Consider the following 25,362-nt stretch of genomic DNA (forward strand, 5'->3'; position numbering starts at 1 on the left):
CTCTCAGCCTGCGCAGGGCCCCCGAGTGGGTCACCCTACTAGTTCGTGGTGACGGAACGGCAGCCTCCGGGAGCGCGCTGGGCGCGCGCCGACGCGTACAGGCATACGGCCGCGGCGGTGGCGAGGTTCAGGCTCTCGGCCTTGCCGTGGATGGGGACGCTGACGACGGCGTCGGCGAGGGCGCGGGTCTCCTCGGGAAGTCCCCACGCCTCGTTGCCGAACACCCAGGCGGTGGGGTCGCCCATGGCGCCCTTGTCCAGCTCCTCGTCGAGGTCCCGGTCCCCGGCGCCGTCGGCGGCGAGGATGCGCACCCCGGCGTCCTTGAGCCCACGCACGGCCTGCTCCACGGGGACGCCCATGGCGACCGGCAGGTGGAACAGGGAGCCGACGGAGGCGCGTACGGCCTTGGGGTTGTACAGGTCCACGGAGGCGTCGGTGAGGATCACCGCGTCGGCCCCGGCGGCGTCCGCGCAGCGCAGTACGGTGCCCGCGTTGCCGGGGTCGCGGACGTGCGCGAGGACGGCGACCAGCTTCGGGCGGGCGGCGAGGATGTCCGCGAAGGGGGTGTCCAGGAACCGGCAGACGCCGACGACACCCTGCGGGGTGACGGTGGTGGAGATGTCGGCGACGACCTCCTCGTCGGCGAGGTGCACCCGGGCGCCGGCGGCGCGCGCCTCGGCGATGATGTCGGCGTAGCGCTCCGCGGCCTCCACGGTGGAGAACAGCTCCACCAGGGTGGACTCGCCGTCCACCCGGTGCCCGGCGGCCTCCCGTACGGCCTGCGGCCCCTCCGCGAGGAACAGCCGCTCCTTCCCCCGGAAATTCCGCCTCCCGAGCCGCCGCGCGGCACTCACCCGCGCGGACCGGGGAGAGATCAACTCAGGGTTGCCGGAGCCCATGTTCCACATCACCTTCGACCGAGATCCCAACAGCAAGCGGTGTTGTTCAGGGGCGCGGGGAACTGCGCGACCAGCCACGACGGAGCCGCACCCGACGACACACACCGCCCGCTCCAACAGCAGGACCCGCAAGCAAAATAGCCTGCGGGTCCTGAAATGACCGGCTCAAAGCCAGCGCGGCGTCACGCGGCCTTGGGCGCGTTCACGTCCGCCGGGAGCGCCTTCTGGGCGACCTCGACGAGCGCCGCGAAGGCGGTGCCGTCGTTGACGGCCAGCTCGGCCAGGATCTTGCGGTCGACCTCGATGTTCGCGGCCTTCAGACCCTGGATGAAGCGGTTGTAGGTGATGCCGTTGGCGCGGGCAGCGGCGTTGATCCGCTGGATCCACAGCTGACGGAAGTCGCCCTTGCGCTTCTTGCGGTCGTTGTAGTTGTAGACCAGGGAGTGGGTGACCTGCTCCTTGGCCTTGCGGTACAGGCGCGAGCGCTGACCACGGTAGCCGGAGGCCTGCTCGAGGATCGCCCGGCGCTTCTTGTGGGCGTTGACTGCCCGCTTGACGCGTGCCACTTGTTAACTCCTTGTAGCGGGGCCGGTGAGTGGACTCGGACTCACACGACCCGAAAACGATGGGGTCCCGGTGTAGACGTACGGCGCGCTAGAGGCGCCGCGACGTCACTTGCCGAGAAGCTTCTTGATCTTCGCGGCGTCGCCCGGAGCCATCTCGGCGGTGCCGGTGAGGCGGCGCGTCACGCGGGACGACTTGTGCTCGAGCAGGTGGCGCTTGCCGGCGCGCTCGCGGAGCACCTTGCCGGAGCCGGTGACCTTGAAGCGCTTGCTGGCACCGCTGTGCGACTTGTTCTTCGGCATAGCGCCGTTATCTCCTCGTCGGTGGCGCTCCGGTGCCCGGTCGTGAAACCGGGCACGGTGGAGCGTCGCTCTCTTATCGGTTGGTTCCGTCGGGACCTGTGGTCCCTCGGGATCACGCCTCGGCGGGAGCCTCGGCAGGGGCCTCGACGTCGACGTCCACGTTCTCGACGTCCGCGTCCTCGGCGTCCGCGGCGTTCTGCGAGCGGCCGGGGTTGGCCTTCGCGTCGGCCTTGCGGGCCTCCTGCGCCTGACGGGCCTCGGCCATCGCCTCGGTCTTCTTCTTGTGCGGACCGAGAACCATGATCATGTTTCGGCCGTCCTGCTTCGGGTTCGACTCGACGAACCCGAGGTCCTGGACGTCCTCCGCGAGGCGCTGCAGCAGTCGGTAGCCCAGCTCGGGGCGGGACTGCTCACGGCCACGGAACATGATCGTGATCTTGACCTTGTCGCCCTGCTTGAGGAACCGGACGACGTGACCCTTCTTGGTGTCGTAGTCGTGCGGGTCGATCTTCGGCCGGAGCTTCATCTCCTTGATGACCGTGTGCGCCTGGTTCTTGCGCGCCTCACGGGCCTTCATGGCCGACTCGTACTTGAACTTCCCGTAGTCCATGAGCTTGCACACGGGCGGACGGGCGTTCGCCGCGACCTCGACCAGGTCCAGGTCGTACTCCTGCGCAAGCTCCAGTGCCTTGGCCAGGGGGACGATGCCCACCTGCTCGCCACTGGGACCGACAAGTCGCACCTCGGGAACGCGAATCCGGTCGTTGATGCGGGGCTCGGCGCTGATGGATCCTCCTCGGTAGCACCACACGGCGGTCTGGCGGACAGCCGCGTAACGTCTGTATCAGTAAGACCTAACCGCGCCGAAGCACAAAAAATGCCCCGGACGATCACATGCGGGGCTCCTCGAACTACCGGAACACCGCCGCGATGCCGCGGGGCGCGCTCTCGGACGGTGTCCGCCGCCTGGGCGACGAATCCGTCTGACCGGTGACCCGCCGCCCGTGAGGGTGGTCGGGTGGGAGCTCGAAGCCTCCACTTGTGGCCGGAGTGCTCGCCGCAAGGCGTACTCGTCCGGCCGGTCGTCACACCAGGTTAGCAGGAGCGGCACGCCACCGCTAATCTCGTGTCTCCCGACCGTCGGGCCAGGGTCCGGTCGGGATGCACCGGTGACCGGCGCCTATCGTGTGGGGTATGAGTGAGACCTCCCCTGAGACGCCCGACTTCGACGCCATGACCCGCGACATCGCCGAGGTCCCCGCAGTCGAGGTGATCGTGACGGTCGCCGTCAACCTGATGAGCGCCGCCGCCGTGAAGCTCGGGCTGAGCGAGGAGGGCGAGAAGTACAAGGACCTGGACGAGGCCCGCAAGCTGATCAGCGCCCTCGCCGGCCTGATGGACGCGAGCACCACCGAGATCAGCTCCTTCCACGCCGCCCCGCTGCGCGACGGCCTGAAGTCGCTCCAGCTCGCCTTCCGCGAGGCGTCCCTCGTCCCGGACGAGCCGGGCCACGGCCCCGGCGAGAAGTACACCGGGGCGATCTACGGCTAGTCGTCAGCCTCGTACGTACAAGGGCTCGCCCGGAGGGGTGGTCCCGGCCGGCAGGAGTGCCAGGTCGAGGCCGCGCACCAGGCGGGCCCTCAGCGTTTCGTCGGCGGCCAGCCGCTCGGCGACCGCGCGGGCGGCCCGCGCGGGCGGTACGGCGGGGTCGAGCACGAGCGCCAGAGTGCCGTCGGCCTCGCCGGGGCCCAGGTGCGCGGAGCGCACGGCGGGCTCGGCGGCGACGGCCGCGCGGACGGCGGCCACCACGGCCGGGTCGGTCAGCGGGTCCACGCTGGTACGGCCCTCGGCCAGCGCCAGCAGCGCCGGACCGGTCAGCTCGAACGGCACCGGCCCGGCCAGGTCCAGTACGACCGTGTCGGCCTTCTCGTGCGCGGCGGCCTGGAGCGCCTGGTGCAGCGGTACGGCGACCGGCCGGGCGGCGGGGTCCCAGCGGGCCAGCGAGGCGGTGGAGGTGAAGGCGGGCAGCGCGGTGCGCCCGGCCGCCTTCAGCGTGGGAACGGCCATGTCACTGGTCTTCTCCCGGCGCAGCCCGTTCTCGTCCACCTCGACCTCCCCGAGCACGGCGACGACGGGCACGAGCAGCCGGGCACCCTTGAGCGCCTCCAGCACGGGCGCGAGCGCCGTACGGTCCTCGGCCCAGGCCGCGAGCGCGGCGGTCAGCCGGGGGTCGGCGGAGCCGTCGTCGTCGGAGAACCCGGAGTCGGGAATGTTCTTGTTCACCACGCTCCCGACCCTATCGGGGGCGGCACGGGGCGAAGCCGACGGGAGGCGTCGATGGAGCCGCTGAGGGTGCCGGTGCCCGAAGGGGCCCGGCTGTCGGTGGGGGTGCTCGACCCGGACTCCGGGCGGAGCGCGGTGTACGGCGACGGCTCCTACGACGCGGCGAGCGTGGTCAAGGTCGGCGTCCTGGCCGCGCTGCTGCTCGGCGCCCAGGACGCGGACCGGGATCTGACGGCGGCGGAGCGGGACCGGGCGGCGCGGATGATCGGCCGGAGCGACAACGCTTCCGCGACCGCGCTGTGGGACGCGATCGGGGGCGCCCCCGGCCTGGACGCGGCCCATCGCCGCCTGGGTCTCACCGCGACGGTGGGCGGCGCGGACGGCTACTGGGGGCTCACCCGCACCACGGCACAGGACCAGCTGATCCTGCTCCGGCACGTGTTCGCCCCCTCCCCCGTACTGGCCCCGGCCTCGCGCGCGTACCTGGCCGGGCTGATGGCGTCGGTGGTGCCGGGCCAGCGGTGGGGGGTCTCGGTGGTGGGTCCGGGGGCGCTGAAGAACGGCTGGTTCCCCCGCGACGCGACCGGCCGCTGGGTCGTGCACAGCGTCGGCCGGGCGTCCGGGGCCGGTGGCGACCGTCTGCTGGCGGTCCTCACCGAGGGCACGGCGAGCCACGCGGATGGCATCGCGCTGGTGGAGTCGGCCGCGCGGGCGGCGGTGGGGGCGTTCGCCGGCCCGGCGTGATCAGTCGAAGGTGCCCGGCCTGCGGTTGCGCCGGATCACGACGGCTGCCGCGATCAGGAGCGCGGTGCCGGTGCCGCCCGCGAGCCAGGCCGCCCAGCCGGTGCCGGACGAGGCGGAGCCGGGGGTGTCAGGGCCGGGGCCGAAGTACTTCTTGACGTAGGCGGCGGGGTGCGGGGTGTCCGGCTTGAGGTCCGCCGCGGCCTTGAGGGCGGCGGCGGGGTCGATCATGCCGAAGCCGCGGGAGTCGTCGCGGCCGCCCGTGGGGGCGTCCCGCGCGGTGTCCTCCAGCACCTTCTTGACCTGGGCCGGGGTCAGCTTCGGACGGTCGGCCTTGAGCAGGGCCGCCGCGCCGGAGACGAAGGCGGAGGCGGCCGAGGTGCCCCAGCCCTCGTAGTAGCGGTGGTCGGGGTCGGCGATGACGACGTCCACACCGGGCGCGCTGACTGCGGCGTACCAGCGGCGGGTGGAGAAGGAGGCGCGGGTGCCGTAGCGGTCGACTGCGGTGACGGCGATGACGCCGGGGTAGGCGGCCGGGTAGGAGACGTGGTCGCCCTTGTCGCCGCCGTTGCCCGCCGAGGCGACCACGACGACGCCCTTGCCGAGGGCGTACTGCACGGCCTCGTCCTCGCTGGGCTCCGGGTGCGCGGAGTCGGAGTCGTCGCCGAGGGAGAGGTTGATGACGTCGGCGCCGTGGTCGGCGGCCCAGCGGATGCCGTCCGCGAGGGCGTTGCCCCGGGTGACGCGGGCCTTGGCGCGGGCGGGGTCCTTGTCCTCCAGGATGACCCGGACGGGGAGGACCTTCGCCCTCGGCGCGACACCCATGATCCCGGCACCGTCGCCGGGGCCGTGCCCGTGACCGGCGATGATCCCGGCCATGGCGGTGCCGTGCCGGGCCCAGGCGCGGTCACCGGGTCCGGCGCCGAAGCCGACCATGTCCTTGCCGGGCAGCACGTTGCCCTCGAGGTCGGGGTGGTCGTCCTCCACGCCGGTGTCGAGCACGGCGACGGTGACGCCCTGCCCCTGGGTGGTGCGCCACGCCTCGTCGAGGTGGAGCGCGGACAGCCCCCACTGCTGGGCGCGGATGGAGTCGGCGTGGGCGGCGGTGGCGGGGAGCAGGGCGAGGCCGGCCGCGAGGAGCAGGCTCGACGCGGTGCGGGTACGGCGCCTCATGACGGTTTCTCCGTGGCCGGGCTGACGGTCTGGCGGAGCCTGCGCTGGATGCGGTCGGCGAGCCCCTGGGCCTCGTTGCCGAGTCCGGCCTGCGCGGGTGCGGAGGTGGCGCCGGAGCGTACGGCGTCCGGGGCGGCCTGCGGGGTGTCGACGGTGCGGCCGTCGGCCCAGCCGGAGACGGCGAAGGCGACGACGGGGGCGTCGGTGAGGACGCTGACCGTCCAGCTCGCCCGCTGCTTCGCGCCGAACCCGGCGGCCGGGGTGCCCTTGGCCGCGTACGGCAGGGGCAGCAGGTCGGTGCGCCGGTCCAGCCGCTCGGTGCGGAAGCGGGCGGCGAGCCCGGCCATCGCTGCCGGGTCGGCCTTGGTGAACAGCAGCCCCACGGTGGTGACATGGCTCTGGGTGGCGTCGGTGTAGGTGGCGCGCAGCAGGCGGGCGCAGCCGACGGGGGCGAGGGCGCGCGCCAGCAGCGGGTCGAAGGCTCCCGCGCAGCCGGTGTCGGGGGCCACCGCGATCCGGGTCCAGCTGCGGTCGGCCCCGCCGGGCCCGGCGCCGGTGCCCCGGACGGTGGGCGGGAAGAGCTGGTCGACGGGCACGTTGTGCCAGAGCGATCCGGCGGCGGCGAAGCCGCTGTCTGCGGTGCGGTCGCCGTCGTCGCCGGTGAGCCAGCTCCCGGCCAGCGCGCCGCCCATGAGGCCGAGCCCGAGGACGACGCAGACGGCGGCGACGCCGGTACGGCCGCGCAGCCGGGCCAGCGGGCCGGGGCCGCGCACGGGCTCCTCGTACGGCTCGGGCTGCCCGAACGCGCCGACCGGCCAGGGGGCGTTCCAGGAGAGCGCGGGGTCGGGCGCGGGGCTCCAGGCGGGCGGGGGCGGGACCGGTACGGCGGGCGCCGGGTGTGCGGCGGGCTCGGGGGCGGCCGGTACCGGGCGCAGCCGGGTGGTGGTCTCCGCCGGGGTCGGCGCGGGCGGGGCGTCGGGGAAGCGGGCGGAGGCCGGCGGGGGCGGCGGCGCGGTGATCCGGGCCTCGGGGACCGGGGGCCGGGTCTCGCGGGGGCGCTCCAGGGGGCGGCGCGGGACGAACACCGAGGGCTCGTCCTCGACTTGGGCTTCCGGCTCGGCGGGTGCGGGATCGTGGGCGGGGCGCGGAGGGAACGGGGCGCGGCGCGCTTCCGTGCTCATGCACCCCCCGTTTCCTGGCGACCGGGCCGACTGCTCGTACGCGGGCCGCCCCGGTGGCGGCGGCCGTGGCCCGTCGGACGAGTTCCGTCCGGGCACGCATACCCGTACGGCTGTACCGGCATCCCGGTTCAGCGCTGCGGCCGGGTGTTTTCCGCCGTACGTGCGCGTCACTTTACGGGCTCGGGGCGGCCGGGACGGAACGGGCCGACGCCCTCGGGGCATCTGCCCGGAACATCCCCCTACCCTCGGGTAATCGCGTCTGGCAGGCTGCCGTCATGACTGCGCGTGCCGCCGACCGGGCCCGGTACGACCGGGCCACCGCCGCCTACGAAGCCCCGCTCGCCCTCGTGGACCTGGCCGCCTTCGACGCGAACGCCGCCGATCTGGTGCGCCGGGCGAACGGCAAACCGATCCGGGTCGCCTCCAAGTCGGTCCGCTGCCGGGCCCTGCTGGAACGGGTGCTGGCGCGGGAGGGGTTCGCCGGGATCATGTCGTTCACGCTGGCCGAGTCGCTGTGGCTGGCCCGCTCGGGCTTCGACGACGTGCTGCTGGCCTACCCGTCCGCCGACCGCGCCGGGTACGCGGAGCTGGCCGCCGATCCCAAGCTGGCCGCCTCGGTCACCGTGATGGTGGACGACGTGGCCCAGCTCGACCTGATCGACGCCGCCCGCGCGGGTGGGCGTGAAGTGGTGCGGGTCTGCCTGGAGTTGGACACCTCGCTGCGCATGTTCGGCGGCCGGGTGCGGGTGGGCGCCCGCCGCTCCCCGCTGCACTCCCCCGCCCAACTGGCCGAGCTGGCCCGCTCGGTGGCCCGGCGTCCGGGGTTCCGGCTGGTGGGGATCATGGGGTACGAGGGTCATGTGGCCGGGGTCGGGGACGCGGTGGCCGGGCATCCGGTGCGCTCGCGGGCGGTCCGGCTGATGCAGACGGCGGCCCGCAAGGAGCTGGCGGAGCGGCGCGGGACGGCCGTACGGGCGGTGCGGGCGGTGGCGCCGGAGCTGGAGTTCGTCAACGGCGGCGGCACGGGCAGTGTGCAGCACACGGCGGCCGAGGACGCGGTGACGGAGATCGCGGCCGGATCGGGGCTGTACGTGCCCCGGCTGTTCGACAACTACACCTCGTTCACCGGCCGTCCGGCCGCCCTGTTCGCGCTGCCGGTGGTCCGGCGTCCGGGCGTGGGCGCGGTGACGGTGCTGGGCGGCGGCTATCCGGCGTCCGGGGCGGCGGGCCCGGACCGGCTGCCGGTGCCGTACCTCCCGGAGGGGCTGCGCTTCGACCCGCAGGAGGGTGCCGGGGAGGTGCAGACCCCGCTGCTGGGCTCGCCCGCCGACGATCTGCTGATCGGCGACAAGGTGTGGTTCCGCCATGCCAAGGCGGGCGAGCTGTGCGAGCGGTTCGACGTGCTGCACCTGGTGGAGGGGGACACGGTCACCGCGACCGTGCCCACCTACCGGGGTGAGGGGCACACGTTCCTGTGACGGCCGCTCAGTGGACGGTGTCCGCCTGGTCCGGCACGACCGAGCCGTCCGGGCGGAGCAGCGGGGTGTGGCCACCGTCGGGGGCGTTGTAGGCGGTGGTGGAGCAGGGGTACGGGTCGGTCTTGCGGGGCAGCGGCTCGATGAACATCGGGTTGATCACCCAGCGGCCGTCCGTGTCGTCGTAGGCCCGGCACATCAGCTCGGCCTTGTTGCGGTTGAGGACCAGATGGGCGCCGGTGGCGTCGGAGACGAAGGTGACGTCGGTGTCCGCGTCGCCGCCGCCGACGGCGATCCGGTTCTTCCACGCCTGCTTCTGCCAGGCGGCGGGCCCGCGGATTCCGTAGATGTCCTGGTTGATCCAGCACCGCTTGCCGTCGATGTACGGGATGACCTCGCCCTTGTTCACCCCGATCCCGCCGCACCCCTCGTTGCGGGTGGTGATGCGGCCCCGGTGGTCGAGGACGGAGCGGATGGCGATGGTGTGCGCGGCGTCGACGCCGACCCCGCGCGACCAGACCTCGGTGACCGGTTCGGAGCCGGCCGAGACGATGTACACCCGGAACCCGGCCCGCTTCAGGGTGCGGATGAGGTCGCGCTGCTGGTCGTAGTAGCGGACGTAGGCCGGGACGGTGTGGGTGCCCAGGGTGCGGGTGGCGCCGATCGGCGCGGCCAGCGCCTCGGTGCGGGCGGCGGCCGCGTACGAGGAGAGCTGGGCCGGGGTGCGGCCCGCGAAGAGCTGGGGCACCCAGGCGTACTGCGGGACGGTGCGCCGGTGGTTCCAGGTGCCCGCGAAGGCGGCGGCGCCGCTCATCGTGGTGCCCTTCTCCCGGATCTCCACGATCTCGTCGGTGCACTTCGGCCGGTCGGAGGTGCGCAGGGAGCCGCCCGCGCCGGTGCCGCAGGCGGCGGTGAGGGCCCGGTCACCGGCGTCGGTCATCCAGGCGCTGGTGTCCTTCCAGCGGGCGGGGCGGGGCAGCGCACTGTGCCGCAGGGCCCAGGAGAGGGTGGCGTCGGTGACGTCGTTCTTGGTGATCGTGTTGTCCCAGTCGAACGCGGCGACCGCGCCTCGGTGTCCGGAACAGGTGCCGTAGGTGTCGATGACGTGTTGCAGATGGGCGCGGTTGTCGCCGTACCAACTGGTTCTCAACTTAGGGCACTTGGCGTCGGCTGCCGCCGCGGTGGGGGCGAGGGCGGGGGCGGCCGCGAGGGCGGCGGCCGCGGCGAGGGACCAGGCGAGTAGCTGTCGCATGGGACGGGGACCGTACACCTTTCGTCGGGAGCGGGGGTGGGATACGCGCCGACTACAGCGGGGTGACGTAGGCGCCGGAGATGCCGCCGTCCACGAGGAAGTCGGTGGCGTTGACGAAGGAGGCGTCGTCGCTGGCGAGGAAGGCGACGGCGGCGGCGATCTCGTCGGCCCGCGCGAACCGGCCGAGCGGGATGTGCACCAGGCGGCGGGCGGCCCGCTCGGGGTCGGTGGCGAACAGCTCCTGGAGCAGCGGGGTGTCGACCGGGCCGGGGCACAGGGCGTTGACCCGGATGCCCTCGCGGGCGAACTGCACCCCGAGTTCGCGGGACATGGCGAGCACCCCGCCCTTGGACGCGGTGTAGGAGATCTGGGAGGTGGCCGCGCCCATCCGGGCCACGAAGGACGCGGTGTTGATGATGGACCCCCGGCCCTGGCGCCGCATGTAGGGCAGCGCGGCCTTGCAGCACAGGTAGACGGAGGTCAGGTTGACCTCCTGCACCCGCTTCCACGCCTCCAGACCGGTGTCCAGGATGGAGTCGTCGTCGGGCGGGGAGATGCCGGCGTTGTTGAAGGCGATGTCGACGCTGCCGTAGGTGTCGTGGGCGGCCTGGAACAGCGCCTCGACCTGGCCGGGGTCGGTGACGTCGGTCTTCACGAACAGCCCGCCCACCTCCTCGGCGGCGGCCTTCCCGCTGGTCTCGTCGATGTCGGCGCAGACCACGCGGGCGCCCTCGGCGGCCAGCCTGCGGACGGTGGCCAGCCCGATGCCGCTGCCGGCTCCGGTGACGACGGCGGTACGGCCGACCAGGCGGCGGCAGACGGGAGCTTCGGTCTCGGTCACTTAGGCGGGCCCTTCGGTGCTGAGGAAGACGTTCTTGGTCTCGGTGAAGGCGGTCAGGGCGTCCGGGCCGAGTTCGCGGCCGAGCCCGGACTGCTTGAAGCCGCCGAACGGGGTCCAGTAGCGGACGCTGGAGTGCGAGTTGACGGACAGGTTGCCCGCGCGGACGGCGCCGGAGACGCGCAGGGCGCGGCCGAGGTCGCGGGTCCAGATGGAGCCGGAGAGCCCGTAGGGGGTGTCGTTGGCGAGCCGGATCGCGTCCCGCTCGTCGTCGAAGGGCAGCAGGACGGCGACGGGCCCGAAGATCTCCTCGCGGGCGGCCGGGCTGTCGGGGGCCGCGTCGGTGAGCACGGTCGGCGGGAACCAGAAGCCGGGGCCGTCCGGGGCGGTGCCGCGCAGGGCGGGCGCGCCGTCGGGGACGTAGGAGCGGACGCGGTCGAGCTGGGCGCGGGAGATCAGCGGGCCCATCTGCGTCTTCTCGTCGGCCGGGTCGCCGACGACCACGGCGGCGAGGGCGTCGGCGAGGTGGGCGCGGGCCTCGTCGTAGACCTCGCGCTGGACGAGGACGCGGGTGCGGGCGCAGCAGTCCTGGCCGGCGTTGTCGAGGAAGGAGAAGGGGTCGAGGGCGGCCTTGAGGTCGGCGTCGGCGAAGACGATGTTGGGGCTCTTGCCGCCGAGTTCGAGGGTGACCGGCTTGAGCAGACGGGCGCAGCGCTCGGCGACCTCGTGTCCGGTGCGGGTGGAGCCGGTGAACACGATCTTGGCGATGTCCGGGTGGTCGACCAGGGCGCGTCCGGCGGTGTGGCCGTGGCCGGGCAGCACCTGGAAGAGGTGCTCGGGCAGGCCCGCCTCCAGGGCGAGTCCGGCCAGGCGGAGCGCGGTGAGGGGGGTGGTCTCGGCGGGCTTGAGGACGACGGCGTTGCCCGCGGCGAGCGCCGGGAAGGAGCCCCAGGCGGCGATGGGCATGGGGAAGTTCCAGGGGGCAATGACGCCGACCACGCCGAGGGGTTCGTGGAAGGTGACGTTCCAGCCGCCGGGTGCCGGGATCTGGCTGCCGGTCAGGCGTTCGGCGCCGCCCGCCGCGTAGAGCAGCAGGTCGCGGGCGTTGCCGGCCTCCCAGCGGGCGTTGCCCAGGGTGTGGCCGGCCTCGCGGACCTCCAGCAGGGCGAGTTCCTCGGTGTGCGCGTCTACGGTGTCGGCGAAGCGGCGCAGCAGCCGGGCGCGGTCGGCGGGGGCGAGGGCGGCCCAGGCGCGCTGCGCGGGGACGGCGCGGGCGACGGCGGTGTTCACCTCCTCGGCGCTCGCGGCGGGGACGGTGGCGATGATCTCCTCGGTGGCGGGGTTGACCACCTGAAGCTGGTGCGGGTCCGTCAAGGAGGTGTCACCTTTCGGGGGTGTTCACAGGGGTGCACAGGTGCGCGCGGGTTCACGGGTGTGCGCGGCCGGCCGCCGGTTCACAGCCGACCGGCGGTTCACAGGCGTTCGAAGGAGCGGCGCAGTTCCCAGTCGGTGACGGCGGCGTCGAAGGCGGCCAGCTCCACGCGGGCCATGTTGGCGTAGTGGGCGACCACGTCCTCGCCGAAGGCGGCCTTGGCGATCGGGCTGGTCTCCCAGAGCTGGGCGGCCTCGCGCAGGGTGGTGGGCACATGGTCGTACTCGGCGGTGTAGGCGTTGCCCGTGCACGGCTCGGGCAGTTCGAGCCGCTGCTCGACCCCGTACAGCCCGGCCGCCACGAGTCCGGCGACGGCGAGGTAGGGGTTGACGTCACCGCCGGGCAGCCGGTTCTCGAAGCGCAGGGAGGGGCCGTGGCCGACGACGCGCAGCGCGCAGGTCCGGTTGTCGTGGCCCCAGGCGACGGCGGTGGGCGCGAAGGAGCCGGGCTGGAACCGCTTGTAGGAGTTGATGTTCGGCGCGTACAGCAGCGAGAAGTCGCGCAGCGCGGCCAGCTGTCCGGCCAGGAAGTACCGCATCACCTCGGACATGCCGTCGCCCCCGGCCATCGCGCTGCGGCCGTCCTCGTCGGCGAGCGAGAGGTGGATGTGGCAGGAGTTGCCCTCCTTCTCGTTGAACTTCGCCATGAAGGTGAGCGCCATCCCCTCCTGGCCGGCGATCTCCTTGGCCCCCGTCTTGTACACCGCGTGCTGGTCGCAGGTGCGCAGGGCCTCGGTGTAGCGGAAGGCGATCTCGTGCTGGCCGGGGTTGCACTCCCCCTTGGCGGACTCGACGGTGAGGCCCGCGCCCGCCATCTCGTTGCGCAGCCGCCGCAGCAGGGGCTCGACGCGGCCGGTGCCGAGGATGGAGTAGTCGATGTTGTACTGGTTGGCCGGGGTCAGCCCCCGGTACCCGGTGTCCCAGGCGTGCTCGTAGCTGTCCTTGAAGACGATGAACTCCAGCTCGGTGCCGGCCTGGGCGGTGTATCCCAGCCCGGCGAGCCGCTCCAGCTGGCGGCGCAGGATCTGGCGCGGGGCGGCGGTGACCGGGGTGCCGTCCTCCCAGGCGAGGTCGGCCATGATCAGCGCGCTGCCGGGGTGCCAGGGCAGACGGCGCAGGGTGGCGGGGTCGGGGCGCATGGCGAAGTCGCCGTAGCCCCGGTCCCAGGAGGACATCTCGTAGCCGTCGACGGTGTTCATCTCGGTGTCGACCGCGAGGAGGTAGTTGCACCCCTCGGTGCCGTGGTCGAGCACCTCGTCGAGGAAGAAGGAGGCGGCGAACCGCTTGCCCTGGAGCCGCCCCTGCATGTCGGGGAAGGCCAGCACGACGGTGTCGATCTCACCGCCGGCGACCAGCGCCCGCAGTTCCTCGATGCTCAGCGGGGGTGTGCGCTCTGCCACGGGGGAGCCTCCTGGGGACGTGCTGCGCGCGGTCCTGCGGGGAGCCATAAGGTATGGCGGGGAACCATTGCTTGGGAAGGGGGCGCGACCGGATGGCAGGAAGGACGGGGGCGCACGCGGCCGGCGAGGGGGGCGACCGGCTGGGCGCGGTGCTGCGGCCGGTGCGGGCGGGCAACGGCTTCGAGGAGGCGCTGGAGCAGATCCTCCAGGTGGTCCGGCTCGGTCTTGTCCCGGACGGTGAACGGCTGCCCGCCGAGCGGGAGTTGGCCGAACGGCTGGGCATCAGCCGGGTGACGCTGCGCGAGGTGCTGCGGGTGCTGCACGACCAGGGTCTGGTGGAGTCGCGGCGCGGCCGGTACGGCGGCACGTTCGTGCTGCGCCGCCCGGACGGGGTCGGCGAGGACGAGCTGCGGCGCCGCACCGCCGAGGTCGACATCGAGGACGTACTGCGCTTCCGCGAGGTGCTGGAGGTGGGCGCGGCCGGGCTGTGCGCGGCGCACGGGCTGACCGGGGAGGGGGTCGTCCGGCTGCGGCGGGCGCTGGACCACACCCGGGACGCGCCGCTCGCGGACTACCGGCGCCGGGACACCCTGCTGCACCTCACCCTGGCCGGGCTGTGCGGCTCGCCGTCGCTGGCGGCGCAGTACGCGGGGGTCCGGGCGGGCGTGAACGGCCTGCTGGACTGCATCCCGTTGCTGGTACGGAACCTGGAGCACTCGCAGCGGCAGCATGCCGCGCTGGTGGAGGCGGTGCTGGAGCGGGACGCGGACGCGGCGCGGGAGATCGCGCGGGAGCACTGCGCGGGCACGGCGGCACTCCTGCGGGGCTTCCTGGCCTGACCCCGGCTCTGCAAAGGTATGCGTGAGCACCTTTGGAGGGCACATGGGCGGACGGCCGCTGATCGGCGTGAGTACGTATCTGGAGGCGGGCGCCCGCTGGGGCGTCTGGGAGCTGGAGGCGGCGCTCCTCCCCGCCGCCTACCCCCGCCTGGTGAGCCGTTCCGGCGGCCTGCCCGTGCTGCTCCCGCCGGACGACCCGGCGCTGGCCCCGGAGGTGGTGGCCCGCCTGGACGGCGTGGTCGTCGCGGGCGGCCCCGACGTCGACCCGGCCCGCTACGGCGCCGAGCGCGATCCCCGCTGCGGCCCGCCCGCCCCGGAGCGCGACGCCTGGGAACTGGCCCTGATCGAGGCCGCGTTGGCCGCCCACGTCCCCCTCCTCGGGATCTGCCGGGGCATGCAGCTGCTCAACGTCGCGCTCGGCGGCACCCTCGTCCAGCATCTGGAGGGCCACACGGAAGCGGTCGGCGTCTTCGGCGCCCACCCGGTCCACCCGGTACCGGGCACCCTGTACGCCTCCATCCAGCCCGACGGCACCAGCGTCCCCACCTATCACCACCAGGCCGTCGCCCACCTGGCCCCCGCCCTCACCCCGTCCGCCCACGCGGCCGACGGCACGATCGAGGCCGTCGAACTCCCCTCCGCCGGGGGCTGGGTGCTGGGCGTGCAGTGGCACCCGGAGATGGGCACGGACGACCGGGTGATGCGGGCGCTGGTCGCCGCGGCGGGCGCGGCCTAGCTCCGTGTCAGCGACAGCAGCTCCCGCGCCGGTCCCGTCGGCCGGTGGCCCGTCGGCCATACCGCGCGCAGGTCCCGGCGCAGGGGGACGCCCTCCACCGGGACCGCGATCAGGCGGCGGGTGCTGAGTTCCTCGCCGACGGCGAGTTCGCTGAGGACGGCGGGGCCGGCGCCGCTGATCACGGCCGCCTTCACGGCGGTGGTGGAGGAGAGTTCGATCAGGGGGCGGGCGGGGGCGCCGAGGGCGGCGTCGAGGACCTGGCGGGTGCCGGAGCCGCGTTCGCGCAGGATGAGGGGGGTGGCGGCGAGTTCCGCCGTGGTCAGCGGGCGGGGGCGGCGGGCCCAGGGGTGGGCGGGGGCGGTGACGACGGTGAGCCGGTCGTGGGCGATGACGGCCGAGTCCAGGCCGGTGGGGACGGTCAGCCCCTCCACGAAGCCGAGGTCGGCCTCCCCCGAGAGCAGCAGCTCGGCGACCTTGGCCGAGTTGCCCGCGAGCAACGACACCGCCGTGTCCGGGCGTCCGGCGCGCAGCGCGAGCAGCCAGCCGGGCAGCAGGTACTCGGCGATGGTCATGCTGGCCGCGACCCGCAGCCGGGAGTCCCGCGTCGCCCGGAGCGCCTGCGCGCCCGCGTCGAAGACCTCGGCCGCCGCCACGACCTGCCGGGCCCAGTCGGTGACCAGCGCGCCCGCGTCGGTGAGCCGCGAGCCGCGCGGGGAGCGGTCGACCAGGGCGACGCCGAGCTGCCGTTCCATGGAGCGCAGCCGGCTGCTGGCGGCGGGCTGGGTGATGCCCAGCTCACGCGCGGCCGCGCCCAGACTGCCCAGCCGGGCCACGGCCAGCAGCAGCTCCAGCGCACCCAGATCGGGCACCCGGTGCGCCAGCGAACCGCTCCTCGCCTGCTCTTCGCTCATAAGACCACCTTATGCCCCCATAGAAACGAACTCCCTGGTCAGCGCCGACCCGGGCCGCGAAACTGGCTCCATGGTCACCGCAGCCCGCCTCCGCCACCTCGGCCCGAACTGGTACGCCGCCGTCATGGGCACGGCGATCGTCGGCTCGGCGGGCGCCGCCCTCCCCTCCCACGTGCCCTGGCTCTGCGCCGCCCTGTGGGCCCTCTCCCTGCTCCTGCTGCTCGCCCTGCTCGCGGCCCGCGCCCTGCACTGGACCCACCACCGCGACCAGGCCCGCGCGCACCTCCTCGACCCGGCGACCGCTCCCTTCCACGGCTGCGTCGCCATGGCCCTCCTCGCGGTCGGCGGCGGCGCCCTCTCGGCCGGCCGCTACTGGATCGGCGTACACGCGGCCGTGGCCCTGGACGCCGTGCTGTTCACCGCCGGTACGGCACTGGGCCTGGCGGCGGCCGTCGCGGTGCCGTACCTGATGGTGACCCGGCACCGGCCCGGCCTCGCCGACGCCACCCCCGTGTGGCTGCTGCCGCTGGTCGCGCCGATGGTGTCGGCCGCGCTGGGCCCCGCCCTGGTGCCGTATCTGCCGCCGGGCCAGCCCCGCGAGACCCTGCTGCTGGGCTGTCTGGCGCTGTTCGGGCTGAGCCTGCTGGCGACGCTGCTGATGCTGCCGCTGCTCCTCGCCCGGCTGCTGCTCCACGGCCCGCTGCCGCTCGCGCTGACCCCGGCCCTGTTCCTGGTCCTCGGCCCGCTGGGCCAGTCCACCACCGCCACCGGCGCGATCGCGGACCTGGCGCCGGGGGTGGTCCCGGCGCCGTACGACCGGGGGCTCACGGTGTTCGCCGTGCTGTACGGGGTGCCGGTCATGGGCTTCGCCCTGCTGTGGCTGGCGCTCGCCGCCGCGCAGCTGGTGCGGGCGCGCCGCCGGGGCATGCGGTTCGCACTGACGTGGTGGGGGCTCACCTTCCCGGTCGGCACCTGCGTGACCGGCGCGGCCTCCCTGGCCCGGCACACCGGCCTGGCGGTGTACGCGGGTCTCGCGGTCGGCCTGTACGCCCTGCTGCTCATCACCTGGGCCGCGGCGGCCACCGGTACCGTGCGCGGCCTGCTCAGCGGCGCGCTGCTGCCAGCGCCCGGGCCAGCACGCGGGGCGCTTCGAGCAGCGAGGGTCCGTACCAGGTCAGGTGCCGTCCGCTGACGAGGGCGCACGGCACGCCGGGGAACGCCTCGGGGCCGTCGTCGGCGGTGAAGCGGTACGGCTCGTCGGGCAGCACGACCAGTTCGGGGCCCGCCGCGTTCAGCTCGTCCAGCGGGATGCGGGGGTAGCGCTCGGCGTGGCCGTCGTACAGGTGACGTACGCCGAGGCGGGTCAGGACGTCGCCCGCGAAGGTGTCCCGGCCGAGCACCATCCAGGGGCGGCGCCAGACGGGCACCACGGCACTGACCGGCCGCTGCGACTCGGGCAGCGCGGCCCAGGCCGCCTCGGCGCGGTCCAGCCAGCCGGGCCGGCCCGTGGCACCGCATGCCGAGAGCACCCGCTCCAGCTCGGTGAACGCCTGCGGCACGGTCCGTACCTCGGTGACCAGCACCGGGACGCCCGCCGCGCGCAGGGCGTCGAGGTCGGGGGCGCGGTTCTCCTCCTCGTTGGCGATCACGAGGTCGGGTTCGAGGGCGGTGATCCGCGCGGTGTCGGGGTTCTTGGTGCCCCCGATCCGCTCCACGTCGCGGTCAGAGGGGCGTTCGCACCAGTCGGTGGCCCCGACGAGCACACCGGGGACCGTCACCGCGATGGCCTCGGTCAGCGACGGCACCAGGGAGACGACCCGCACTAGCGGGCCCGGTCCTGGACCGCCTCGATGTGCTCGGCGACGGCCACCACGATCACCCGGGTGTCCGGCACGGTGGCCCGCCAGCGGTGGCGGACGCCGCCGGTCAGATACAGGGTGTCGCCCCGGCCGAGCCGGTAGGCGCGGCCCTCGGCCTCGATCTCGACCGCGCCGTCGGCGACGTACATCAGCTCGTCGTTGCGGTGCTGGAACTCGCGGCCGGCGTCGTGGTCGCCGGTGAACTCGGAGGCGTGCAACTGGTGGTGGCCGCGCACCAGGGCGCGGGTCCGGGCGGTGAAGTCGCCCTCGGCGACCGGCTCACCGCGTACGACGTCCACGCTGCACGCGGGGTCGGCGGCGGCGAGGAGTTCCACCGCCGTGGTGCGCAGCGCGTCGGCGAGCTTCTCCAGGGAGGTGCGGCTCGGGCGGGCCCGGTCGTTCTCCACCTGGCTGAGGAAGGGCACCGAGAGGCCGCTGCGCTCGGCCACGACCGCGAGGGTGAGTTCGAGCGTGCGGCGGCGCCGCCGGACGGCCGCGCCGACCCGCACGGGCTGTCGCTCCTTGTGGTCGCCCATCGCTGCGGCTCCCTCCTTCACGCGTGGCGCGGCTGCCCGGACGCCCCGTGCCGGGCGCCCCTGTCCTTAAGCTGTCTGCACCCTACGCACGTTCGGCAAACCGTTTCACGCGCCTCTCACATCCCGCGCCGCCGCCGGGCCGTTACCCCACGGTTCGCGCCAGGGCCGCGGTCCGCCGGACGCCTGGTCCTGCCCCGGCGTTCCGCGGTGTTCACCTGCTTCAAGTCTCGGGCTTCCCCAGGTGTTCCCGCGAGGCGGGGTCCATGGCGCTCCGTGGTTGGCCGGATCTCTACGGTGGTGAGACCGGCCCCGGGGCGGACGCGGGCCGGCGTCCGCCCCCTCCGGCTCAGCCGGCCGCTTCCTTCTTGGCCTTGCCGGCCGGTGCCCAGGTGTCGGCCAGCTTCGGGTTCTCGTCGAGCCAGGTGCGCACGGCGTCCTGCTCCTTGCCCTTGCCGGCCTTCTGGATGCGGGCCTCCAGGCCGGTGAGCTGCTTCTCGGTCATCGAGAAGTCCTTCAGCCACTTGGCGACCTCGGGGTTGTCGTCGCCGAACCCCTTGCGGGCGAGGGTGTGCACCTTGTCGCCCTTGCCCCAGGCGCCGGCCGGGTCCTTGAGCTTCTTCAGCCGGTAGTCGCTGTAGGCCCAGTGCGGGGACCACAGGGTGACGACCACGGGCTGCCGCTTGGCGTAGGCCCGCTTCAGCTCGGTCAGCATGGCCGGGGTGGAGCCGTCGACGACCTGGTACTTGCCCTTGAGCCCGTACTGGTCGAGCACCTTGTCCTTGAGCAGGCCCATCATGCCCGCGCTGGGCTCGATGCCGATGATCCGGCCGTCGAACTCGGCGGCGTGGTCCTTCAGGTCGGCCAGCGAGTTCACGTCCTTCACATAGGACGGCACGGTCAGCTCCAGGGAGGTGGAGCCGTACCAGTTGCCCAGGTCCTCCATCCGGTCGCCGTACTTCTTCCAGTACTCGGCGTGCGTGGTGGGCAGCCAGGAGTCGGTCTCGAAGTCCAGGCGCCCGGTGGCGAGGCCGGTGTAGAGGGGGCCGGCCGCGTACTGGGTGACGCTGACCTTGAAGCCGCGCCGCTCCAGCAGCTCCTTCCAGAGGAAGGTGGAGGCGATGCCCTCGTCCCACGGGATGTACCCGAGCTTGATCTCCTTGCCCTGGCCGATGTCCGTACCGGAAGCGGTGGACTTCGTGGCGCCGGGTCCGAAGACGCCGAGCCCGCCCGCGACCAGCGCGAGCACGACCACCGCGACGACGGCGACGGCCGGGCGCGGCCGGTACGACCAGGCGGTGGGCCGGGCCTTGGCGGCGGCGCGGCGGCCCAGCGGGGAGAGGTGGGTGCCGAGCGCGCCGGTGACCCGGTCGAGGTAGATGGCGAGGACGACGATGCCGACGCCCGCCTCGAAGCCGTAGCCGATGTCGAGCTGGCCGATGGCCTCGTTGACCGCGCCGCCGAGGCCGCCGGTGCCGACCATGCCCGCGATGACGACCATGGACAGGCCGAGCATGATGACCTGGTTGACGCCCGCCATGATGGTGGGCAGGGCGAGCGGGAGCTGCACCCGCCACAGGGTGTCGCGGGGTGTGGTGCCGAACGCCTCGGCGGCCTCGACCAGTTCGGCGTCGACCTGGCGGATGCCCAGCTCGGTCATGCGGACGCCGGGGGCGAGCGCGAAGATCAGCGTGGCGACGACGCCGGCCGCGGTGCCGAGCCCGAAGAAGAGCATGGCCGGGATCAGCAGCACCATCGACGGCATGGTCTGGAGCAGGTCCAGCGCGGGGCGCAGGGTGGCGCTCACCGCGCGGGAGCGGGCGGCCCAGATGCCGAGCGGGATGGATATGACCAGCGCGATGATGGTGGCGACCAGCACCAGCGAGAGCGTGGACATGGCCCGTTCCCACAGGTCCAGGGAGTCCACCAGGGCGAATCCGGCGAAGGCGAGGACGCCGGCGAGCACTCCGCGCAGCCACCAGGCGAGGACGGCGAGGATGCCGGCGAGCAGCAGGGGCTGCGGGGCGGTGAGGACGGCGTCGATGCCGTCGTACATGCCCTCCAGGACGGCGCGGATGGCGTCGAACAGCCAGGAGAGGTGGCCGACCAGCCAGTCGACACCGGAGTCGACCCAGTCGCCGAGCGGAAGCCTAGGCACGGGCGGTCACCTTCCTCTCGTCGCGGGGGTGGTCGCAGGCGATCGGGTCTCCCTGCTCGTCGCCGAGGAAGCCGACCAGACGGCTCTCGGGCACGACGCCGACCACGGTGCGGCCGGCGTCGACGACGGCGACCGGGTGGCTCAGGCGGGCGCTGAGCGCGCACAGTTCGGTGAACGGCGTGCCGGGCGCGGCGGTCTCGCAGCCGCAGTCGGCCTCGTCGCCGCGCACCTCGGTGTCCATGACGGCGGACGCGGTGAGCACGCGGGAGCGGTCGACGTCCTGGATGAAGGAGGCGACGTAGTCGTCCGCGGGGCGCAGCAGGATGTCCTCGGCGGTGCCGGTCTGCACGATGCGGCCGTCCCGCATGACGGCGATGCGGTCGCCCAGGCGCATGGCCTCGTTGAGGTCGTGGGTGATGAAGACGATGGTCTTGTGCAGCGTCTTCTGCAGTTCGAGGAGCTGGTCCTGCATGTCGCGGCGGATCAGCGGGTCCAGCGCGCTGAAGGACTCGTCCATCAGCAGCAGGTCGGCGTCGGTGGCGAGCGCGCGGGCGAGGCCGACGCGCTGCTGCATGCCGCCGGAGAGTTCGTCCGGCCAGAAGTCCTCCCAGCCGGCCAGTCCGCACAGGGCGAGCGCCTCGTCGGCGCGGCGTTCGCGCTCGGCGCGGGGCACGCCCTGCACGGCCAGGCCGTAGGCGGCGTTGTCACGGACGCTGCGGTGCGGGAAGAGCGCGAAGTGCTGGAACACCATGCTGATCTTGTTCGCCCGGACCTCGCGCAGCTCGCGGTCGCCGAGCGCGGTGAGGTCCTGTCCGTCGAAGCGGACCCGGCCCGCGGTGGGGGTGAGCAGGCCGTTGAGCGTGCGCAGCAGGGTGGACTTGCCCGAGCCGGACAGGCCCATGACAACAAAGATCTCCCCCGGCGCGACGGCGAAGGAGGCGTCGATGACGGCGGCGGTGCTGCCCTCCGCGCGCAGCTCGTCGCGGTCAGCGCCCTGTTCGAGCCGTTCCACTGCCTGGTCCGGTCGTCTGCCGAACACCTTGTAGAGATGTTCCGCTTCGATTCTCGCGGTCGTCATGCATGTCCCTCGGCTAGGCGGCAAGGAGCAGGAGACGAGGGATAGTTGTCGCTTGATAAGCAATTGCCTCGTTCCGGCGCGCGGCGCCTGCCCGGTCATATTTGAGCCAAACACAGAAGTGTCCCAGGTCACACCCGGGTGCCCGGCGCGCGGGCCCGCTGTCGGTGCGGTGCGGCATGATGCGAGCGTGACCGGACGACTGATGCTTCTCGACACCGCCTCGCTCTACTTCCGCGCCTACTTCGGCGTGCCGGACTCGGTCAGGGCACCGGACGGCACCCCGGTGAACGCGGTGCGCGGACTGCTGGACTTCATCGACCGCCTGGTCAAGGACCACCGCCCGGAGAAGCTGGTGGCCTGCATGGACGCCGACTGGCGCCCCCAGTGGCGGGTCGACCTGATCCCCTCCTACAAGGCGCACCGGGTGGCCGAGGAGCACGAGGGCGCGCCGGACGCCGAGGAGGTCCCGGACACCCTCTCCCCGCAGGTCCCGGTGATCGAGGAGGTGCTGGACGCGCTCGGCATCGCCCGCGTGGGCGTGGCCGGATACGAGGCGGACGACGTGATCGGCACGTTCACCGCCCGCGCGGACGGCCCGGTCGACATCGTCACCGGCGACCGCGACCTGTACCAGCTGGTCGACGACGCCCGTGGCATCCGTGTCCTGTATCCGCTCAAGGGCGTCGGCACCCTCCAGCTCACCGACGAGGCGTGGCTGCGCGAGAAGTACGGCGTGGACGGCCGGGGTTACGCGGACCTGGCACTGCTGCGCGGCGACCCGAGCGACGGTCTGCCGGGGGTGCCCGGTGTCGGGGAGAAGACGGCGGCCAAGCTGCTGGCCGAATTCGGGGACCTGGCCGGGATCGTCGCGGCCGTGGACGACCCGAAGGCGAAGCTCACCCCCACCCAGCGCAAGCGCCTGACCGAGGCGGCGCCCTATCTCGCGGTCGCCCCGAAGGTCGTCCGGGTCGCCGGCGACGTCCCGCTGCCCGCCGTGGACACCACCCTGCCGCACACCCCGCGCGATCCCGCCGCCCTGGACGCGCTCGCGGCCCGCTGGGGCCTGGGCAGCTCGCTCCAGCGGCTGCTGACCACCCTGGAGGCGTGAGTACGACACCCTCCGCGAGGGAAATTCTGAGACGAAGAAAACCCCGGTGCCGAAGGGATTCCGGCGCGAGGTGCTAGCTTAGGTAAACCTAACCAAGGCAGCAGGAGGCCGTCATGGCAGAGCGTCCGGGGCGAAAGCCGCGCAAGCTCCATTCCGCCCAGGTGGTACGCACCGAGCGGCTGACCCCGCACGTCCAGCGGATCGTGCTCGGCGGCGCCGGACTGGCCGACTTCTCGGCCGACACCTGGACCGACCACTATGTGAAGCTGCTCTTCGCCCCGGTGGACGGGATGACCTACCCGGAGCCGTTCGACCTGGAGCGGATCCGCGAGGAACTCCCCCGCGAACAGTGGCCGGTGACCCGTACGTACACCGTGCGCGCGTGGGACGCCGGGCGCCGGGAGATGACCCTGGACTTCGTCATCCACGGTGACGAGGGCCTCGCCGGGCCCTGGGCCACCCGCGTCCAGCCGGGCGAGACCCTGCGCTTCTTCGGCCCCGGCGGCGCCTACACCCCCGATGTGACGGCCGACTGGCAGCTGTTCGTCGGGGACGAGAGCGCGCTGCCCGCCATCGCCCGCTCCCTGGAGACCCTGCCGCCGGGCACGCCAGCGCACGCCTTCGTGGAGGTGGCCGGGCCCGAGGAGGAGCAGAAGATCGACTCCGATGTGGAGGTCGTCTGGCTGCACCGGGGGAACCGCCCGGTCGGCGAGGCCCTGCTGGAGGCCGTACGGGCGCTGGAGTTCCCCGAGGGCCGTCCGCACGCCTTCGTGCACGGCGAGGCGTCCTTCGTGAAGGAGCTGCGCCGGATGCTGCGGGTCGAGGCGCAGATCCCCCGCGAGGACCTGTCCATCTCCGGCTACTGGCGCCTGGGCCACAACGAGGACGGCTGGCAGGCCAGCAAGCCGGAGTGGAACGCGCGCATCGAGGCCGAGCAGGAGGACGCGGCCGCGTGAACGGCCGGGGGCGGCCGGTCAGTCGCCCTTGAGCCGGGCGTGCAGATGCATGTCGTGCCAGCCGTCGGGGTGCAGCAGCGCCCGGCGCCGGGTGCCCTCCACCGCGAACCCGGCCTTGGTGGCGACCCGGCAGGACGCCGTGTTGGCGGTGGCGTGCATCAGCTCCAGCCGGTTGAAGCCGATCTCGTCGAACGACCAGCGCACCAGCGCGTCCGTGGCGTGCCGGGCCACACCCTGCCCGCGCGCCGACGCCACCGTCCAGTACGCGACCTCGGCCACGCCGTCCCGCAGCCGGATCTGCCGCAGCGCGGCCCGGCCGCGCAGTTCGCCGGTGTCCGCGTGCACCACGGCCCACTGGGCGTCGCACTCGCGCGCCCACTGTCCGTGCCAGCTCTCGATCCAGCCGGCGGCCTCCTCGGGGGAGTCGCAGGACTTGGCGTGCCACTGGTTGAGCGTGGGGTCCTGGAAGGCGGCGTGGACGGCGGGCGCGTCCTCGGTCCGCCAGGGGCGCAGGCGCAGCCCGGCACCGGCCGGGATCTCGGGCTGCGGCCGGCCGGACAGGGTTCCTTCGGGCAGCACCAGGCTGATCAGATAGGGCATGCCCGGCATCCTGCCAAGCGCCGGGCGGCGGGCCAACCGGATCGGGGCCACCGCCGTAACCTGGGACACCTGATGAGACGTCGTACGCAGCCCCCGCCCGCCCCGCTCCCCCAGCGCCGGGGCGTCGACCCCGTGCGGGTGCGGCTGCCCGTGAACAGGGAGGACGCGGGGGACGGGGCCTGGGCCACGGTGCGCGAGCATCTGGTGGCGCGGATGACGGGCGCCGGTCCGGGCGTGGTGGAGGCGATGTTCCACGCCGGGGCGGTGGTGGGCGCCGACGGGCTGCCGGTGGCGCCGGACGCGCCGTACCGGCCGGGGATGTTCGTGTGGTTCCACCGCGAGCTGCCGCCGGAGGTGCCGGTGCCGTTCCCGGTCGAGGTGGTGTACCGGGACGAGCACATCGTCGTCGCCGACAAGCCGCACTTCCTGGCCACCACCCCGCGCGGCTCCCACGTCTCCGAGACCCTGCTCGCCCGCCTCCGCCACGACCTCGGCCTGCCCGAACTCGGCGCCGCGCACCGCCTGGACCGGCTCACGGCCGGACTGGTCCTCTTCACCGTCCGCCCCGGCGAACGCGGCGCCTACCAGGGCCTGTTCCGCGACCGCCGGGTGCGCAAGGAGTACGAGGCCGTCGCCCCGTACGCCTCGGAGCTGGAGCTGCCCCGGACCGTACGCAGCCGGATTCTGAAGGAGCGCGGGGTGCTGGCCGCGCGGGAGATCGAGGGCGAGCCCAACGCGGTGACCCGGGTGGAGATCGACGGGCACCGCGAGCGGGACGGCCTGGCCCGGTACCGTCTGCTGCCCGCCACCGGCCAGACCCATCAGCTCCGGGTGCATCTGAACGCGCTCGGCGTCCCCATCCTCGGCGACCCCCTCTACCCGGAGGTGACCCCGGCCACCGCGCCCGGCGACTTCCGCCGCCCCCTCCAACTCCTCGCCCGCAGGCTGGAGTTCACCGACCCGCTGACCGGCGCCCGGCACAGCTTCGTCAGCGGGCGCACGCTCCAGGCGTGGACCGCGCCCGAGGAGTGGGCGGGCGCCTGAC

General features: G+C 73.5%; 26 protein-coding genes. 9 read left to right on the plus strand and 17 right to left on the minus strand.

Annotation, left to right across the window (positions count from 1 at the left end):
• Window positions 1-38: 38 nt before the first annotated feature.
• The 4 genes from D0Z67_RS04885 to infC all read right to left on the minus strand — a co-directional run bounded on the left by D0Z67_RS04885 (window position 39) and on the right by infC (window position 2,576).
• Window positions 39-899 carry a TrmH family RNA methyltransferase gene (locus D0Z67_RS04885; protein ID WP_031180071.1) on the minus strand — a complete coding sequence of 287 codons (861 nt, stop codon included), beginning with the start codon at window positions 897-899 and terminating at the stop codon, window positions 39-41.
• A gap of 182 nt (window positions 900-1,081) precedes the next feature.
• A complete protein-coding gene (rplT, locus tag D0Z67_RS04890; protein WP_030812835.1) occupies window positions 1,082-1,465 on the minus strand; it encodes a 50S ribosomal protein L20 in 384 nt (127 codons plus the stop codon).
• Between the two features lie 105 nt (window positions 1,466-1,570).
• Entirely contained in the window at window positions 1,571-1,765 is a 195-nt protein-coding gene (gene rpmI / locus D0Z67_RS04895; protein WP_018549118.1) for a 50S ribosomal protein L35, read from the minus strand.
• A 112-nt stretch (window positions 1,766-1,877) separates the two neighbouring features.
• Window positions 1,878-2,576 (minus strand): translation initiation factor IF-3, encoded by a 699-nt coding sequence (gene infC, locus D0Z67_RS04900; RefSeq protein ID WP_078873118.1) that lies wholly within the window; start codon window positions 2,574-2,576, stop codon window positions 1,878-1,880.
• A gap of 383 nt (window positions 2,577-2,959) precedes the next feature.
• Here infC and D0Z67_RS04905 point away from each other — a divergent pair, with 383 nt between their 5' ends.
• The gene (locus D0Z67_RS04905) at window positions 2,960-3,316 is read left to right on the plus strand and encodes a DUF1844 domain-containing protein (protein ID WP_031180069.1); all 357 of its coding nucleotides are present in this window, start codon (window positions 2,960-2,962) and stop codon (window positions 3,314-3,316) included.
• A gap of 3 nt (window positions 3,317-3,319) precedes the next feature.
• Here the strand turns inward: D0Z67_RS04905 and D0Z67_RS04910 are convergent, their stop codons facing one another.
• Window positions 3,320-4,051 carry an SseB family protein gene (locus D0Z67_RS04910; protein WP_031180068.1) on the minus strand — a complete coding sequence of 244 codons (732 nt, stop codon included), beginning with the start codon at window positions 4,049-4,051 and terminating at the stop codon, window positions 3,320-3,322.
• A 51-nt stretch (window positions 4,052-4,102) separates the two neighbouring features.
• Here D0Z67_RS04910 and D0Z67_RS04915 point away from each other — a divergent pair, with 51 nt between their 5' ends.
• Window positions 4,103-4,792: a serine hydrolase gene (locus D0Z67_RS04915; RefSeq protein WP_037774550.1), complete on the plus strand. Its 690-nt coding sequence runs from the start codon at window positions 4,103-4,105 to the stop codon at window positions 4,790-4,792.
• Here the strand turns inward: D0Z67_RS04915 and mycP are convergent, their stop codons facing one another.
• The gene (gene mycP, locus D0Z67_RS04920) at window positions 4,793-5,962 is read right to left on the minus strand and encodes a type VII secretion-associated serine protease mycosin (protein WP_031180066.1); all 1,170 of its coding nucleotides are present in this window, start codon (window positions 5,960-5,962) and stop codon (window positions 4,793-4,795) included.
• Complete coding sequence (locus tag D0Z67_RS04925; RefSeq protein ID WP_338058794.1) at window positions 5,959-7,143, minus strand: hypothetical protein; 1,185 nt, start codon at window positions 7,141-7,143, stop codon at window positions 5,959-5,961. Before D0Z67_RS04925 ends, mycP begins: the two co-directional genes overlap by 4 nt.
• Window positions 7,144-7,418: 275 nt before the next feature.
• Here D0Z67_RS04925 and D0Z67_RS04935 point away from each other — a divergent pair, with 275 nt between their 5' ends.
• Window positions 7,419-8,621 carry an amino acid deaminase/aldolase gene (locus D0Z67_RS04935; RefSeq protein WP_031180064.1) on the plus strand — a complete coding sequence of 401 codons (1,203 nt, stop codon included), beginning with the start codon at window positions 7,419-7,421 and terminating at the stop codon, window positions 8,619-8,621.
• A gap of 7 nt (window positions 8,622-8,628) precedes the next feature.
• Here D0Z67_RS04935 and D0Z67_RS04940 read toward each other — a convergent pair whose 3' ends face one another.
• From D0Z67_RS04940 to D0Z67_RS04955, 4 genes are all read right to left on the minus strand, one after another.
• The gene (locus D0Z67_RS04940) at window positions 8,629-9,870 is read right to left on the minus strand and encodes an HAD family hydrolase (RefSeq protein ID WP_031180063.1); all 1,242 of its coding nucleotides are present in this window, start codon (window positions 9,868-9,870) and stop codon (window positions 8,629-8,631) included.
• Between the two features lie 52 nt (window positions 9,871-9,922).
• A complete protein-coding gene (locus tag D0Z67_RS04945; protein ID WP_031180062.1) occupies window positions 9,923-10,711 on the minus strand; it encodes a 3-oxoacyl-ACP reductase in 789 nt (262 codons plus the stop codon).
• Window positions 10,712-12,082 (minus strand): aldehyde dehydrogenase family protein, encoded by a 1,371-nt coding sequence (locus tag D0Z67_RS04950; protein WP_031180061.1) that lies wholly within the window; start codon window positions 12,080-12,082, stop codon window positions 10,712-10,714.
• Window positions 12,083-12,180: 98 nt separating this feature from the next.
• On the minus strand, window positions 12,181-13,539 hold the full coding sequence (locus tag D0Z67_RS04955) for a glutamine synthetase family protein (protein WP_031180060.1): 1,359 nt from the start codon (window positions 13,537-13,539) through the stop codon (window positions 12,181-12,183).
• Between the two features lie 92 nt (window positions 13,540-13,631).
• Here D0Z67_RS04955 and D0Z67_RS04960 point away from each other — a divergent pair, with 92 nt between their 5' ends.
• Together D0Z67_RS04960 and D0Z67_RS04965 are read left to right on the plus strand one after the other, a co-directional pair.
• Entirely contained in the window at window positions 13,632-14,378 is a 747-nt protein-coding gene (locus tag D0Z67_RS04960) for a FadR/GntR family transcriptional regulator (RefSeq protein WP_051887522.1), read from the plus strand.
• Between the two features lie 43 nt (window positions 14,379-14,421).
• Entirely contained in the window at window positions 14,422-15,114 is a 693-nt protein-coding gene (locus tag D0Z67_RS04965) for a gamma-glutamyl-gamma-aminobutyrate hydrolase family protein (RefSeq protein WP_031180058.1), read from the plus strand.
• On the opposite strand, the gene D0Z67_RS04970 is transcribed toward D0Z67_RS04965, so the two are convergent.
• Complete coding sequence (locus D0Z67_RS04970; RefSeq protein WP_031180057.1) at window positions 15,111-16,025, minus strand: LysR family transcriptional regulator; 915 nt, start codon at window positions 16,023-16,025, stop codon at window positions 15,111-15,113. The genes D0Z67_RS04965 and D0Z67_RS04970 overlap by 4 nt on opposite strands.
• Window positions 16,026-16,095: 70 nt before the next feature.
• Here D0Z67_RS04970 and D0Z67_RS04975 point away from each other — a divergent pair, with 70 nt between their 5' ends.
• On the plus strand, window positions 16,096-17,217 hold the full coding sequence (locus D0Z67_RS04975; RefSeq protein WP_031180056.1) for a TDT family transporter: 1,122 nt from the start codon (window positions 16,096-16,098) through the stop codon (window positions 17,215-17,217).
• Here D0Z67_RS04975 and D0Z67_RS04980 read toward each other — a convergent pair.
• From D0Z67_RS04980 to D0Z67_RS04995, 4 genes are all read right to left on the minus strand, one after another.
• The gene (locus D0Z67_RS04980) at window positions 17,129-17,848 is read right to left on the minus strand and encodes a helical backbone metal receptor (protein WP_031180055.1); all 720 of its coding nucleotides are present in this window, start codon (window positions 17,846-17,848) and stop codon (window positions 17,129-17,131) included. The two genes, D0Z67_RS04975 and D0Z67_RS04980, sit on opposite strands and share 89 nt — an antisense overlap.
• Window positions 17,848-18,420, minus strand: a complete 573-nt coding sequence (locus D0Z67_RS04985; RefSeq protein WP_031180054.1) for a helix-turn-helix domain-containing protein — start codon at window positions 18,418-18,420, stop codon at window positions 17,848-17,850. The genes D0Z67_RS04980 and D0Z67_RS04985 overlap by 1 nt, the downstream gene beginning before the upstream one ends.
• Before the next feature lie 346 nt (window positions 18,421-18,766).
• Complete coding sequence (locus D0Z67_RS04990) at window positions 18,767-20,575, minus strand: ABC transporter permease/substrate binding protein (RefSeq protein WP_031180053.1); 1,809 nt, start codon at window positions 20,573-20,575, stop codon at window positions 18,767-18,769.
• Window positions 20,568-21,653: a quaternary amine ABC transporter ATP-binding protein gene (locus D0Z67_RS04995; protein WP_031180052.1), complete on the minus strand. Its 1,086-nt coding sequence runs from the start codon at window positions 21,651-21,653 to the stop codon at window positions 20,568-20,570. Before D0Z67_RS04995 ends, D0Z67_RS04990 begins: the two co-directional genes overlap by 8 nt.
• Window positions 21,654-21,840: 187 nt before the next feature.
• Between D0Z67_RS04995 and D0Z67_RS05000 the strand changes: the two genes are divergently transcribed.
• Together D0Z67_RS05000 and D0Z67_RS05005 are read left to right on the plus strand one after the other, a co-directional pair.
• Window positions 21,841-22,761 carry a 5'-3' exonuclease gene (locus D0Z67_RS05000; protein WP_031180051.1) on the plus strand — a complete coding sequence of 307 codons (921 nt, stop codon included), beginning with the start codon at window positions 21,841-21,843 and terminating at the stop codon, window positions 22,759-22,761.
• 113 nt (window positions 22,762-22,874) lie between these two features.
• Window positions 22,875-23,717, plus strand: coding sequence for a siderophore-interacting protein (locus D0Z67_RS05005; protein WP_031180050.1), 843 nt, complete (start codon window positions 22,875-22,877; stop codon window positions 23,715-23,717).
• Window positions 23,718-23,735: 18 nt separating this feature from the next.
• On the opposite strand, the gene D0Z67_RS05010 is transcribed toward D0Z67_RS05005, so the two are convergent.
• Complete coding sequence (locus D0Z67_RS05010) at window positions 23,736-24,317, minus strand: GNAT family N-acetyltransferase (protein WP_031180049.1); 582 nt, start codon at window positions 24,315-24,317, stop codon at window positions 23,736-23,738.
• 72 nt (window positions 24,318-24,389) lie between these two features.
• Between D0Z67_RS05010 and D0Z67_RS05015 the strand changes: the two genes are divergently transcribed.
• Window positions 24,390-25,361, plus strand: a complete 972-nt coding sequence (locus D0Z67_RS05015) for a pseudouridine synthase (protein WP_031180048.1) — start codon at window positions 24,390-24,392, stop codon at window positions 25,359-25,361.
• Window position 25,362 lies beyond the last annotated feature (1 nt).

The organism is Streptomyces seoulensis (assembly GCF_004328625.1).
Lineage (GTDB): Bacteria > Actinomycetota > Actinomycetes > Streptomycetales > Streptomycetaceae > Streptomyces > Streptomyces seoulensis.

Excerpts from the sequence above, each read along its gene's own strand:
- D0Z67_RS04925 (WP_338058794.1), bottom strand. The coding sequence starts at position 7,143 with ATGAGCACGGAAGCGCGCCGCGCCCCGTTCCCTCCGCGCCCCGCCCAC.
- D0Z67_RS04915 (WP_037774550.1), top strand. The coding sequence starts at position 4,103 with ATGGAGCCGCTGAGGGTGCCGGTGCCCGAAGGGGCCCGGCTGTCGGTG.
- D0Z67_RS04965 (WP_031180058.1), top strand. The coding sequence starts at position 14,422 with ATGGGCGGACGGCCGCTGATCGGCGTGAGTACGTATCTGGAGGCGGGC.
- D0Z67_RS04985 (WP_031180054.1), bottom strand. The coding sequence starts at position 18,420 with ATGGGCGACCACAAGGAGCGACAGCCCGTGCGGGTCGGCGCGGCCGTC.
- D0Z67_RS05010 (WP_031180049.1), bottom strand. The coding sequence starts at position 24,317 with ATGCCCTATCTGATCAGCCTGGTGCTGCCCGAAGGAACCCTGTCCGGC.
- D0Z67_RS05015 (WP_031180048.1), top strand. The coding sequence starts at position 24,390 with ATGAGACGTCGTACGCAGCCCCCGCCCGCCCCGCTCCCCCAGCGCCGG.
- D0Z67_RS04905 (WP_031180069.1), top strand. The coding sequence starts at position 2,960 with ATGAGTGAGACCTCCCCTGAGACGCCCGACTTCGACGCCATGACCCGC.
- D0Z67_RS05005 (WP_031180050.1), top strand. The coding sequence starts at position 22,875 with ATGGCAGAGCGTCCGGGGCGAAAGCCGCGCAAGCTCCATTCCGCCCAG.
- D0Z67_RS04975 (WP_031180056.1), top strand. The coding sequence starts at position 16,096 with ATGGTCACCGCAGCCCGCCTCCGCCACCTCGGCCCGAACTGGTACGCC.
- D0Z67_RS04940 (WP_031180063.1), bottom strand. The coding sequence starts at position 9,870 with ATGCGACAGCTACTCGCCTGGTCCCTCGCCGCGGCCGCCGCCCTCGCG.
- D0Z67_RS04995 (WP_031180052.1), bottom strand. The coding sequence starts at position 21,653 with ATGACGACCGCGAGAATCGAAGCGGAACATCTCTACAAGGTGTTCGGC.
- D0Z67_RS04885 (WP_031180071.1), bottom strand. The coding sequence starts at position 899 with ATGGGCTCCGGCAACCCTGAGTTGATCTCTCCCCGGTCCGCGCGGGTG.
- D0Z67_RS04960 (WP_051887522.1), top strand. The coding sequence starts at position 13,632 with ATGGCAGGAAGGACGGGGGCGCACGCGGCCGGCGAGGGGGGCGACCGG.
- rpmI (WP_018549118.1), bottom strand. The coding sequence starts at position 1,765 with ATGCCGAAGAACAAGTCGCACAGCGGTGCCAGCAAGCGCTTCAAGGTC.
- D0Z67_RS04970 (WP_031180057.1), bottom strand. The coding sequence starts at position 16,025 with ATGAGCGAAGAGCAGGCGAGGAGCGGTTCGCTGGCGCACCGGGTGCCC.
- mycP (WP_031180066.1), bottom strand. The coding sequence starts at position 5,962 with ATGAGGCGCCGTACCCGCACCGCGTCGAGCCTGCTCCTCGCGGCCGGC.
- D0Z67_RS04935 (WP_031180064.1), top strand. The coding sequence starts at position 7,419 with ATGACTGCGCGTGCCGCCGACCGGGCCCGGTACGACCGGGCCACCGCC.